This window comes from Sporosarcina sp. Y352, assembly GCF_056786535.1.
Genome location: NZ_JBXCJE010000012.1, coordinates 47,375 through 60,266 on the forward strand (window position 1 = coordinate 47,375; position 12,892 = coordinate 60,266).

The 12,892-nt window shown below is 36.1% G+C and carries 14 protein-coding genes; 9 read left to right on the plus strand and 5 right to left on the minus strand.

All coding sequences use genetic code 11. From position 1 onward, the window contains the following. Positions 1 to 23 precede the first annotated feature (23 nt). Together AC1TO6_RS16840 and AC1TO6_RS16845 are read right to left on the minus strand one after the other, a co-directional pair. Positions 24 to 716, minus strand: coding sequence for a hypothetical protein (locus AC1TO6_RS16840; RefSeq protein ID WP_482102785.1), 693 nt, complete (start codon positions 714 to 716; stop codon positions 24 to 26). A 794-nt stretch (positions 717 to 1,510) separates the two neighbouring features. Next, entirely contained in the window at positions 1,511 to 2,659 is a 1,149-nt protein-coding gene (locus tag AC1TO6_RS16845; RefSeq protein WP_482102786.1) for a tyrosine-type recombinase/integrase, read from the minus strand. Positions 2,660 to 2,951: 292 nt separating this feature from the next. On the opposite strand from AC1TO6_RS16845, the gene AC1TO6_RS16850 reads away from it, so the two are divergent. The 9 genes from AC1TO6_RS16850 to AC1TO6_RS16890 all read left to right on the plus strand — a co-directional run bounded on the left by AC1TO6_RS16850 (position 2,952) and on the right by AC1TO6_RS16890 (position 10,067). Further along, entirely contained in the window at positions 2,952 to 3,224 is a 273-nt protein-coding gene (locus AC1TO6_RS16850; RefSeq protein ID WP_482102787.1) for a hypothetical protein, read from the plus strand. Between the two features lie 358 nt (positions 3,225 to 3,582). Next, complete coding sequence (locus tag AC1TO6_RS16855) at positions 3,583 to 3,705, plus strand: hypothetical protein (RefSeq protein WP_482102788.1); 123 nt, start codon at positions 3,583 to 3,585, stop codon at positions 3,703 to 3,705. An 11-nt stretch (positions 3,706 to 3,716) separates the two neighbouring features. Further along, entirely contained in the window at positions 3,717 to 4,025 is a 309-nt protein-coding gene (locus tag AC1TO6_RS16860) for a hypothetical protein (RefSeq protein ID WP_482102789.1), read from the plus strand. 276 nt (positions 4,026 to 4,301) lie between these two features. Continuing rightward, positions 4,302 to 5,273 carry a helix-turn-helix domain-containing protein gene (locus AC1TO6_RS16865; protein WP_482102790.1) on the plus strand — a complete coding sequence of 324 codons (972 nt, stop codon included), beginning with the start codon at positions 4,302 to 4,304 and terminating at the stop codon, positions 5,271 to 5,273. Between the two features lie 528 nt (positions 5,274 to 5,801). Then, positions 5,802 to 6,791 carry a hypothetical protein gene (locus AC1TO6_RS16870; protein WP_482102791.1) on the plus strand — a complete coding sequence of 330 codons (990 nt, stop codon included), beginning with the start codon at positions 5,802 to 5,804 and terminating at the stop codon, positions 6,789 to 6,791. 869 nt (positions 6,792 to 7,660) lie between these two features. After that, positions 7,661 to 8,002, plus strand: coding sequence for a replication/maintenance protein RepL (locus AC1TO6_RS16875; RefSeq protein WP_482102792.1), 342 nt, complete (start codon positions 7,661 to 7,663; stop codon positions 8,000 to 8,002). Continuing rightward, the gene (locus AC1TO6_RS16880; RefSeq protein WP_482102793.1) at positions 7,995 to 8,282 is read left to right on the plus strand and encodes a hypothetical protein; all 288 of its coding nucleotides are present in this window, start codon (positions 7,995 to 7,997) and stop codon (positions 8,280 to 8,282) included. The genes AC1TO6_RS16875 and AC1TO6_RS16880 overlap by 8 nt, the downstream gene beginning before the upstream one ends. 10 nt (positions 8,283 to 8,292) lie before the next feature. Next, complete coding sequence (locus AC1TO6_RS16885) at positions 8,293 to 8,559, plus strand: hypothetical protein (RefSeq protein WP_482102794.1); 267 nt, start codon at positions 8,293 to 8,295, stop codon at positions 8,557 to 8,559. 239 nt (positions 8,560 to 8,798) lie between these two features. Continuing rightward, positions 8,799 to 10,067 carry a hypothetical protein gene (locus AC1TO6_RS16890; protein ID WP_482102795.1) on the plus strand — a complete coding sequence of 423 codons (1,269 nt, stop codon included), beginning with the start codon at positions 8,799 to 8,801 and terminating at the stop codon, positions 10,065 to 10,067. Between the two features lie 887 nt (positions 10,068 to 10,954). Here the strand turns inward: AC1TO6_RS16890 and AC1TO6_RS16895 are convergent. From AC1TO6_RS16895 to AC1TO6_RS16905, 3 genes are all read right to left on the minus strand, one after another. Continuing rightward, positions 10,955 to 11,656, minus strand: coding sequence for a GNAT family N-acetyltransferase (locus tag AC1TO6_RS16895; protein ID WP_482102796.1), 702 nt, complete (start codon positions 11,654 to 11,656; stop codon positions 10,955 to 10,957). A 179-nt stretch (positions 11,657 to 11,835) separates the two neighbouring features. Next, on the minus strand, positions 11,836 to 12,225 hold the full coding sequence (locus tag AC1TO6_RS16900) for a hypothetical protein (RefSeq protein WP_482102797.1): 390 nt from the start codon (positions 12,223 to 12,225) through the stop codon (positions 11,836 to 11,838). A 197-nt stretch (positions 12,226 to 12,422) separates the two neighbouring features. Beyond that, positions 12,423 to 12,569 (minus strand): hypothetical protein, encoded by a 147-nt coding sequence (locus tag AC1TO6_RS16905; RefSeq protein ID WP_172372269.1) that lies wholly within the window; start codon positions 12,567 to 12,569, stop codon positions 12,423 to 12,425. Positions 12,570 to 12,892: the final 323 nt, after the last annotated feature.

Sequence of the window (12,892 nt, forward strand, 5' to 3'; positions counted from 1 at the left end):
CATAAAGATGATTGTTCACAAGGTTAAGGATTTATTGAGGTTGATAGTGTTTTTAGTATCTTTTCAACACCTACTATACATTCATCTAAAAATCCTAGAATCTCATCCCCGGTTTGTTCAAATTTAACATATATGTATTTGTACTCTCCAATTCCACTTTCAGGGTAATTTTCAATAAGCATTAAAGGAGTATTTTGAAAAAGAGAACCGTTATCTTTTTTGATATTGATTAAGCGGTTACCCGCTTGATCTATCCATGTTTTCCCAAACGCTCTTGTTTGTTTAGCTACGCTAAGTTGTTCATGTTTATTCTCATTGCAAAGCGTGGCAAATTTAGAAATCCATTTGTTTTCATTTGAAGCAAAAGGTTGAAAAGAAGCAAAAACTTTCTCTAATTCAGGTTTGTGTTGAAGTAAACCTGGAATCAATTTTCCGACTCTTGAACGAAAGTCTGCTTGTCTAAAGCCATGACTTGTAATTGGGAAATACACAGGGGTTTGAGGGGATTGTCCCAAACACATTTCACTTATTTCTCTCGCACTATAATCCAGCGCCGATCTTAAGTGGTCAAAAATCTCTTTGATAACAATCTTTAATTCTATCGTAACTTCACCACCTAGTAAGGATTCCTCATAGGGGTCTCCATGGTCTCCGATGGAATCACGATGTTTTTTTGCTCGTTTAAGTAATGCATTTGCCATTTGAAATCTTTCCATTTTTTTCACCTACCTCTACTAATTAGTTTAAGTATACAATATCTTACCTACCGAAAAATAAAAAATCCTTCCAATTAAGAAAGGATTTCTACACCATGTAGAAGGATGACAATTTAAAAACATTATATAATTATACTTAGATAAATAGAAAAGATAGGGGGATTTAAATGATAGACTACACACAAAGCGAAGCCAGATATGCTGGTTTAGCCAAAACACCAGTACAATATACTTCTTGCCCCACTCATATTGAAAATCGAATAGAAAATATTAGAACCCTCAGCGTCCACATCGCAAGCGTTCACGATTGAGGAAACAGCAGGGTCATTGAATAATTTATTAATAAAAGCGAATTGAGTTTTCTTATCGCTTACTACCTTAAATTGAAATTCGTCGGGAATGATGGGTAAGTACTTCAAATCCCACTTAGCCCACTCCTCCTTGTATTCATTCGGCATCTTTAAAGATACTAAATGACCGATACTCCAAGCCTTTTATATACTCGATGCCCCGCCGCCGTTGGTAACAATCTTGGTTTATCTAGCAAGCCAGCATTGTTTCTGCGGTTGGCTTGGAAGGTTGATTTCAATATCACACACAAGAAGAAAAAGACCGTATGAGCCGATAAATAGGCCTATGCGATACGAATAACGACATCAAATTGAAACGTATATCTCTTCTATAGACATGGTATAATGGACACATAAATAATATGTAATTAAAGAGGAATACCCTCGCGCGGCAGCCCCAAGACTACGGTTTTGGTTCTGTTACGTGAGGGTTTTTTGTTGAAGTCATATATAGTCCCCAAATCCTTCTGGTTTCCATGCGTGTATAGCATGGCGCTCTTTCTCAAAGATCTTCTCCAAATAGATCATTGTCGTTTCAATTTTCTCGTGACCAAGGGAGCGCATGATGTCGTATATGTCTACACCGTTTATCTTTGAAATAATCGCAAAAGCATGTCGAAACACGTGTGGTGTGACTTTCATCGTTTGGTCCGATAGCTGCAGCTGTTTTAGCCCCGTAATCTCCTTCTTCACATATTGCGACAAATAGGAGGGGGAATAGGCGCGTCCTGTATTGGTTGTGAATAAGGGATCCGCCGGTTGTGCTTGCTCGATGGGGAGTAGCCCACGCGCATGGCGAAACATCCGAATACTGCGCACGACTTTTTCTTTGAGTGGCACATGCCGCCGTTTATTTCCTTTCCCCAACACATCCAAGTAGTAGCCCCCTTGAATCCCGTCGACTTTGAAATCCTTGACCTGCAGGGAACAAAACTCTTCATTCCGAATGCCTGTTGTTGAGAGGACATGGACAATTGTAAACATGATTGGATTTACTAGGTCGCGAAATGCATTCAACAAGGTGACAACTTCCAGAGGTCCTAAATCCCGATTGGGGCGGTCATCTTTGCGAACGGTTGCGATGCGAAGTCCCTTGTGTATCGGTTCCTGGACGTACCCGACATCATGTAGAAAAGTAAAAAATGCTTTCACAATGGTGGTTTTTCGTTCTAACGTTGCTGCTGAATATTCGCCTTTCTTCAATACGTATGGACTTTCGGTTGCTAACCACTCCTGGTACCTTCGTAAATGGCGCGATTGGAGGGATTTAAACAGAGAACCTTCTATTATATAGGCCACATCCAGATCTATCTCCGCACTATGCAAAAGAAGCTGCTCAATGAACAACACTAATTCGCGTTCATATTCTTTAACGGTCCGCTTTGAACGATCATTTTCTTGATTCAGGTGCCGGCGTTCGTAAAGAAACCATTTCATCATATCCGAATCCGTGAAATCATGAAAATTGTGTTGGCCATTTTTTTCGGCTTCATCCAAACGATTTTGCAATTCTGGCAGTATCGATGTATCTTGTAATTCTAATTTCAATTTTTCTATCTGTAACCTTCCGGTTACTTGTATCTCAAATTTCACGGTTACAACACCCCTAGTCACATTATCATTATAATCGTACACTGTCATTAGGTAACTCATACGTCATTTGCTATAAATGAACACTACATCAATAATACTTACAGTTTATCACACTTTTCATTCAACATAAAAAAATACTACATTTGTTTATATTGAAACAATTTATAAAGTAATTTCAATTTATTCTAGTGCGTATCGAAATTGCTATTACTTTTTATATAGTTTATACTATTGAAGAAGAAGTAAGGAATTATTGTAGTTTATTCAGATGATGAATAGGTGGCTGAAAATATTGGATGAAGAAGATCAACTCTCACTATTCGAAACACAAGGGAAAAGACTAGATGAATTACCGGCAACGTTTCAAATAGGAGAACATGTACAAATCTACATACCTGAAAACAAAGTAAGTGATCCCGAGTCTTTTTTTTATTTGTCAGATTTCATTAAAAAACGTGGCGTTGTAGTAAAGGTCGTTGAGCAACTGAAATTACAGTACGAAGTCGAGGTCGGTGGTAGGATTGCGTTTGTATATCATGATGAGCTCAAAGTTGGCTGGCCATAAAAAGTGATGATAATTGAATGTCTCTTATAATAGAAGGAACTCGATAAACTTGGGCATATAAAAATTGAAGAAAAGCGATTTAGCTGTCTGAAGCTGAAATGTTTTAAGTCGATATTTTAACAACAAGTTAACCCTTAATTGCGGAAAAGAAAAAGAAGCTTCCTACTCTCCAAATGAAGAGTTAAGATGCTTCCGCTTTCACAATCTGAATATGAAATTTTGTTTTTAATCTCGATTTAATCACAATCTTTAACAGACTCCTCAACGATGGTGTTAGTAAAAAGTGTTGTAGTCGGTAAGACGGGGTCGTAGTATTGCGTTATACAGCTCGATTATTACTAGAAGGAGCGTGCGGATAATGACAGCGATTTATTTTATAAACAAACAGCATGAAATTAATTTTAAAAGAGTACTACTTAAATGGAATGTAGCTAGAATTGATACTGAATATGGCACAGCCTGTTATATTCAGTATCAATGATTTTCGAAAAAGTGGAAAACTACATCGGTGAATTTGAAGATCCAGTTTCCTGGATTCACTCGTATGAATGGCAGCACACTTTATCAAAACTAGAAGAATACAAGGACTTTGCAGATGATGAAGCGGAAGTAGAAATAAAATATGATTTAACCAATTCTATGGTTCAACTCGGAAAATTTGCTTTAAATATGTGGAATGGCTACAAACATTTCAATTTACTAAACTGTATTTCTAGTTTAGATGAACAAAACTATAAAGTATTAAAATGTGCTATGGATATGCGCATGAGAAAAGTTGAATACAACTCAGTACGAACATGAGGCACTTCTGAAGGTGTTTGGCAATTGGTGAACATTGAAAGGCGCATTAATGCTCGTTTCTCCATTTAAGGGCGGCGGTTTTTTTGAATTTCATTCATATAGCAAGGGTTTGTCAAGGCTCGCCTGAACGATTAGACATCATTGGGTAGAGCGGCACTTAGATGCTTATGAGAGGGCACAGGACGATGCTAAGAAAAAAGAAATTGGTATCTGGTCAATTGAAAACTATGCAGATAATAGATTCAAACAATAGTTATGTTGAACGGGGAGATATAAGTGAAAGAATGGTACACACGACAAGAAGTTGCGGATATACTCGGTATTTCTAAAGCGACCGTTTATCACTACGCCAAACAAAAGAAAATCATCAAAATTCAAGACCCACATAGGTTAATTCGTGAAGCTAGGTATATGCGTGAGGAAGTGGATGTGCTTGCAGAAGAACGTAAACAGAACCAACCGACAGGCTTAAGACCTTCCGAGCTTGCAAAACGACTAGGCGTGCCGGTAGCGAGGATTTATACAATAATCAAGGATAACAAACTGCCCGTGGATGAAATTCTATTAGGGGATGAAGGTAAAGGTTATTCCATATCTGAAGAATTGGCCGCACAAATTGAACAGGAAATTATTCGTACGACACCCTCCCGTGGTACACGGATTGAATTCTATGATTCAAAGCATGACGTTGCCCTTTACCAACGTTTTCTTGCTCCTAATGGACAGGATATACGGGTGCTGCGGAATGAAGATTTTGACTGGGGATTTTACTTGCAATCCCGCACCTGGATCCCATTTGATGACGGAATCAATAAATTTCAATACGAGGCGGCGTATCCAATCCATCAATCAAATAAACGAGCGGTAGCATACACGGACTTTTTGCTGCCTAAAGAAATCCATGAGTCTTTTGATTTTCTGGATTTCGTCTATCAAGTATGGGGAATTGAAAACATACGGTTGAGAGAACGCGATACCGACATTACACTGTCGATAAAAAGTGGATTGATGGAATTGCCAATACCTGTTCCGGGAACGATTACAGGGGAGCTAATAGCGTCATTCCTTGTGCTAGGCGAAGTAGTGCAATCAGAGGGGGCCTGGAACCTTATTAGCGGATATAGGCGTACCACGGTAGATTTACCGAATAATTTATTAGATTCATTACAGGACCTATCTAAAAAGAGGAATATTACCATGAGTGAATATATTGAAGAAGCAATTCGAGAAAAGTTTGAAAGGGAATGATAAAATGGCGATCATCTATCAACTAATAATTTGTCATACATGCCAAAAGAAAATTCGGAAAGATGAAGTTTTCACCCCCTGGGAAAATTCAATTTATTGCGAGAAATGCTTTGACCGATATTTAGAAATGATTGAACCAGATAAATGGAAAGATAGTTGAATCTGGACTAATCGTTACGGTGTTGAATAACATATTTGAATCTTGTATACTTGGTTTATATCTATTTAACTTCCTTTTAATGCAAATCCACCATATGGTGAGGTTCTGCGGTGACGACTATTTGAAGCCTTTGGGCTGTTTGTGTTTCATAGCAATCTTTACTTTTTTGCTATGCGAACAAACTACCCAAGGGCTTTTTAGCGTTTCAATTAAAAGAGCTGGATATATACTTTGGGAAAGGGTCAATGTTTAATTGTAGTCAATTCAACACTTGAAGAATATGATTTGTGAGGATTTCCAGCGAACGCACTCAATCTATCATTCAAGGTATTATGTGGTAACTTTTATCTAAGAGAGGAAGTAAAACAATGAATTTTGATGAAAAGTGTGAGGAAACGATTGTATCAGCACTAACATACTGTAGCGAACTTATACCAGATCATAAAAGCGAAGAGGTAAATATTTCGTTTGTTATCGATGAGTCCCTTGAATTGGGTGCAAGAGCCAGTTATATAAATGGGGAATATTCGATGTCTGTCAACAAAGGAGTATTTAAAAAAATGGATGAACTTTTTACTATTTTATTAAGTGAAGGGAATCATCTATTTTACACCATGGTTTCGGCAGAGGAAAAATATTGCCCGAAAAAAGCTTTTCATTATAAGAATCTTTTAATTGAATTATCCACAAAGGTAATAATATTTCACGAACTTGGCCATATATATAATGGCCATTTAAAATATGTTGCGAAACTAAAAGAAGATGCCGTCAAGTCTCGTTTTATTAAAAGTACAGATAAATATGAAGTTGATTCTCTCTTAAGTCAAACGCTAGAAATGGATGCTGATGCTTTTGCTGCAACTAGGATATTAGGTCAAATAACTTACGACAAAATTATCAAGAGCTATAATGACGCAGTACCTAATTTTATCAAAGGCAAAACTCATGCTTATACACTTTTTTTTATTTCTGCTGGTATCTTATTCGGCAGATTAGGGACAGGGAAGAAGAGACAAACACTAAATATATATATAGGAAATTACCTACCATTAAGAACTCGTTTGGATAGTTTAATACGATGCTCTATAGTTTCGTTTTATGGTTTAAACAAAGAAATGAACTACGATGAGATAATTTCAGTTAATTTCACAAGGGAAGTAATTAGTAACGTTGAAGAATATGTTCATCTATTTCATCGTGACGTTGAAGGTATCCCATGGGAGCAATATGATGTAAGTTATAATCTTGAAGAATTAAACGGAGAACATATTGACCATTCGGACTACTTGTTTAAAAACTGGTCTAGCACCGTCCGAAAAGAATTAGTCTCACATGCCCACTTTGATTTGGCTGACTAAATCTTTACTTTTAGATGCAGATCTAAGCTCACACGTTGCATATATGTTAAATACCTATTCAAACAAAGTATTTCATGATAAAATAATGATAATGTCTTAAAACAGGTGCACCCTGAACGCATTCGGATTTTCGTTTGCTTTCAGGGTGTTTTTATGAGGGAAGATGTAGTTGTTGTCTATATATAAATATTGTGGCTTATCCAACGAAGGAAAAGGGAATAACAATAAAACTGGCAGTAATACAGCCTTTTCATCTATTGAAAGCAAAAGGGCGGAGACTTATAGAATGTTACTTGTGGTCTATCAAAAAAAAGTGTGTGGTGAACTGTTATGTGGAATATAGAAATCAACGAAAAACAAAGCAATAGCAAAGTAATTGCTTTAACAGTAAAAATTGATAGTAGTATATTTTTGGATTATCTCTTAAATCGGCGCGATTTATATCCGACATATATTAGATATAATAAGAATTGGCTCACTTTTAAGAATCCGTACCAACCGTATCTAACTCCGTTTCCAGGAACGGAAGCCTATAAAATTAAAGTTAATGAACTGTTACATATCCGACTCCCAAATGGATTTATTAAGCTATTTCGCAACAAATATGAAGAAATTCTAGTGCTCAAACTATTCGAGTGGCTAGATGAAGAATTTAAATTATTCCAAGTGAATTGGAAAATAAAATCCAATTCAGTATCTATATTCAATCTTTGACTTTATACCATTATCAATATATCATTATGCTAATAGTGATATAAACATTGACTGGTTCAAATTTTTATTGAAATTCTACCAGTATATCTATCACTTGTAATCTTTTACTTTCGGTTTACATATCAATTGCAGCATTAAAGAAAGGGGGAATTTAATTGTTAATTAAGCAACATAACGAACTGTTATCCTATCATCCGGCAAATTTGTCTTTCACAGAGAAGGCATCAATACAAGATAAATGGCAGGAGATAATAGCGGAAAAGTCAACAGTCTCTAATTATAGAAAAAATAGAGTAATTGACTACCTTCTCGACATGGTTGATATGAATGGGGTCATATGCCAGCATAAACGTGAAATTTCCCAGGAATGTAAGATAAGTCTAGGGGAGGTTGATAAAGTTCTAACGCAATTAAGAGAGAATAATTTAATTTACAAGAAAAGTGGACTTATCTTCATTACAGAATGGGTTAGTGGGAGGAAACGAAATAATGAATAAGAAACAATATCTTCTTTTACTTAAAGAGAAAATTGAAATATACGCGGAGAAAAATAATCTCCAAACTAATTCTGATGTAACCTTAGATTGGGGTGAAATGCAATTTATTTTGTCATTTATATCTAATGCAGAAGAACTAGAAAATGAACATTATCTAGAGCTATCATTGAAAATCAACCAATTTTCTTATACGAACGCTTACTGGATGTTTATAAAAAAACAAGGATTGGAAGAAGATTTTGAGTACTTTTTGCAAGGGAAACTGACAAATTTTAAATAGGGGGAAATCAGTGAAATATACAGGCAGATTTACTCGTGTGAAAAGGGATGGAACCATCAGTATACCTAAACAAATTTTACGCGAAATTGGTATTATCGATATAAGCGCAGTTGAATTTAATTCAATCAGAGATGGAGTTTCTATTCAGAAAAAACTTTTGACTTGTTTAGTAACTGGAAAGATATCAGAAGATGTGGTTGAAGTTCTTCCAGGTATTAATTTAAGCCAAGAGGGGATGCACATCCTGCTAAAGATAATTAAGGATGAATTTTTGTAAACTTCCAATCTAAGCTAAATTCAAATTTAGTTTAGATTGGAAGTTTATTTTATTAATACATGGTATAATATTCTTGTATTGTTGTACAAGGACAAGAAAATCTAAACTAATACTTCTATACGATGGACTGTTTGGACACAAAGTCCATACTTAGAATATCTTTGTTTCTTCTATCAATACCTAGTATTAACTATAAAAGGTCCATTTTTTCCTTTTACCGATATAAGGGGGAATTCCAATTGCATTCATTTATATTTAAAAATAGAAATGGCCATACAGAACACTTGACGCACGACCATTATTTTTCACTAGATTCTACCGCTAAAAACAACAAATTAAGACCTATTCGAAAGTTATATCATGAAGGGCAATTTGAATTATTGTGCTCTTGTATGACACCTCGCCCTATAATGATCCCTATCCATAATAGTGTTCATGATTTCTTCTACATTAAATCAAAGGATAAGGACCAGCATAGCGACACCTGTCATTATAAGCGTGAAGAAGGAGAATATATTTCATCCAATTCGGGATATGAAAAAGGGTTTGTGAAGAAGGACGATGGCAAAATTGAAATCAAGTTCGATACACAAGATTTCCAATTAGAAAAGGGCGTTAAGCAAGAGAAACCCAAGTCCAATTCTGATGGTACTACCCTTCCTTCTAGCAATGCCAATGGAACATCTACCCATAAACCCAGTGTTTTTGCTGCAATGAAGAGGATGATTACAGAGGCATGGAACGACATTATCCAGTTTTCGTATTATAAGAAATCGGCCTACCCCAAAAACGATGTGACCACCCTTTTTGAACGCTTAACAACCCATACGACAAGGGGTTATACAAACAAAAACTTCACGATTCAAGAACTCCTCTACAAAGGAGAAAAAGAAGGAAAGGTTGCAGTGATCGCTAAGAATACAGGTCAAAAAAGTGCCGCCTTCACTATGCTATTATTAGCCGATGATGGTATCCAGAAGAATGACGAAACATACCGGCTATCGTTAAGGAGTCCGAAATCCGATGCTTTCCGACAATTAGACGTACCTGCTCACTTGTTCCAAAAAGCATCCACCGCGATCCGGCAAATGCCAGGTCCATATATTGCAGGAGGTTTTGTTGAGAGTCCCGGATACGGAAAAACGCCACGATTTTTGAGTTTTGCTTTAGTACCTATTAATGACTTCGGCGCCCCTATTGAAAGTTCATATGAACGGCAGCTGTATAATCAATTGTGCGATACCCAACGTGCAGTGATCAGGCCCCTGACGAGTGAAAATCCTGACTGGGCTGGGTATGTCCCAGATGGCATACTATTGGACACAAAACCTACGACGATTGTAGAAGTTTTTGGCATGTCTGAAAGCATGGAATCATATCACGAACAGCGTGAATTTAAGATAAAGCATTTTTCATCACTGAAACCTAAATTCGATTTTTGGTATTGGGATGCGTTTGCAACAATAGAGTTCAATGAAAACACACCCAAGGTGAGGTTTGAAGAATAATGAGTAATGATTTTAAAAGAAAATTACCACCCCGCCCTTCTCACTACAGTCAATGAAGAAGCGAAAGAAAAATAGGTCATCAATTCTGCAGAATTGGCGAGTAAAACTTTATTCCATAAATAAAAAGTTATCATTTCATGGACAAGAAACTCAATTTTTATTGTGTTTAGTAGAAAAAATAGATTTGTCAGTGTACACGTGCGCACTTTTCTATTATGAACTAAAATTATATTTAGCTTATATTCGAACTTTCTACTGAAATGGAAGTTGGTGAAAATTGATGCGAAATTGTGTAATGACATAATTATACTCCCAAAAATGACATAATTATTCCCCCTAACTATATCTCACCGTCTAACCAACCTGCCGTTTAGTTAGACAAGAAATAAAGAGCCGTCTAAGCAGCTCAACGATCTTCAAGTAAAGCACCCGTTAGCCATACATGTAGCGCAAAATCAGCGCTACACCACAGAGGATGAAAATGTGTGTAGAACGGGTATTGGATACTACGGCTGGCGAAGAAGGTCGATGAACTATGGTGCCATAGAGCCCATCCGTTAGTCTGACTCCAACGACCACGGTGCATCACAGACTGTCGCACCCAATACGGGTAGCACTTATGGGAGATTAATCCTACTCTGGTTACTGCACCAGCCTTGCCTATATTCTCTGAAGAATGGAGCTGATTCTTGATTTACCTTTCAATTCAACAGTATCCTTCTCAAGGCTCAGTCTTTTTTTAAAAAAACTTTTTCTGAGCTTTTTTTGTTATGCGGTATTATCAATAATAAGAGTTTTTTTATTTTCATGGGAGTTTAATAAGAACAGCGACGCTAATTCAACAATCGCGCCCGATTGTTTTAATAAAGAAGCAAGCAATTTTGTTTTTATTGCTTAAATGCTTCTAATCTTTGAACTTGAATTCCTTTGTCATCAAAATTCTCCTCTGCCAACCATTTAGTAAATGCTTGTTTATGTAGAGGCCATTCTTCTATCAGCATGGAAAACCAGCTGGTGTTTCGTGAGCGGTTTTTATAGATAACGACATTTCTGAAGGTGCCTTCATACTTAAATCCTAAACGTTTTGCGGTTTGAATGGAGGGAGCATTAAGGGAATCACATTTCCATTCATAACGTCGGTATTGGAGTTCTTCGAATACATACATGGCTAATAAATAGTGTGCTTCAGTAGACATTATTGTTCTTTTTAATGCATCCGAAAAATTAACATGTCCTACTTCGATCACCCCATTTGCCTGATCAATCCTCATTAAACTAAAGATCCCAAGCGGTTTGTTTGTCTTTTTATTTAATACGGCATAGAAGATGTGTGTGCTGCTTTCTATTTTTTCTAGTAATGCCTCTTCAAATGCTTCATAGTTGTGAGGGGGTTCATAGGGTAAGTAGGTCCAATTACTAGGATGAGAATTACTATAAGCGTTATAGAGTTCTTTGATATGTGAACGAGATAATCGAGTGACAATGGTATACTTTCCGACATAATGCATATCAGAAGGGAATTTTCTTGCCTGCCAATTGGACAAATCCTCACCAAGTGGCTGGTTGTATTTGTTTATTCTCTGATTCATTTAATCACCACATTTCATTATTTTATTACAGTATAACTTGTTAAGAACAATTGATCATTTGTTCTTAACAAGTTAAACAACACTCTTGAACGAACCTGCCACTTTAGTTCAATAAGAAAAAAGGCTTTACTCCTTCTTGAAGTAAAGCACCCGTTAGTTGAAGAAGAAAGAACTATATTTTATGAACTTGAACTTAACGTTATAGTTTCAGACTCTTCACCTTCTAAAGTTAATATTATCTCAGACGAAGATGGAGTTTTAGTATCCAATTTGAAAACATCTCCACTATAATAGATACCATTTTTATCTAATTCCCTTTCGATTAAACCCCAACCCAGAAAGTCGGAACTATCTACAAATATATCAAGTGCAGTTAGTTGTTCAGGGTTTTCACCTTTATAGGTAATAATTATACTCTGATGCTCTTTTCCCCAAAAATCATATGTAGTAATTAGTTCACCACTCCAATTTTCACCTTCACCTTTGAATGTAAGACCACTCTTGTTTTCACAAGCAACTAACATCAACATTAAACAGATGATAAAAATGCACTTAGAAATATTCTTCATTTCAAGCAACCTCCCCTTACGGTAACTAATTCTGCATCCTTTCAAATATACCTTTTTATGCTAACCTGCTTCTTTAGTTCAATAAGGAAAAGGGCTTTACTCCTTCCTGAAGTAAAGCACCCGTTAGTTGAATAAACTCTGGTTATAATCTCATTTCTACTAAAGTAAGACAATTAAAATTATAAAACCAAATCTGTCTACTTTAATATATATTTCTTTAATATACTTGGGTTTACGAACCTTATTGAAACTACCTCCCCACAATCCAAACAGACAGTTAGTTCTTTTTCAAACTCTGGTACTTTTACAAATGAATTTCCACCACAGTTTTTGCATTTTTGCATTTCATATCCCCCCTTGTTAAAAGTTAGTTATCTCTCATTACCTAATAAATTCCACATAAATGAGCATTAATCCTTCTTGAAGTAACCTGCCCCGCTAGTTGAACAAGAAAGAAGAGCCGTCTAAGCAGCTCAACGATCTTCAAGTAAAGCACCCGTTAGTGAAATGCTTCTAACTTCTTTTTTTAAATAATAAAATGATATTCCATAGCAAACCTAAAGCAATACAAACCAATGAAATGAACCATGTGAAATAATATAAACTACTTGTTGGAATGATAAATGCAGCAAACATAAATAATATGATTCCAAAAAATAAATACATA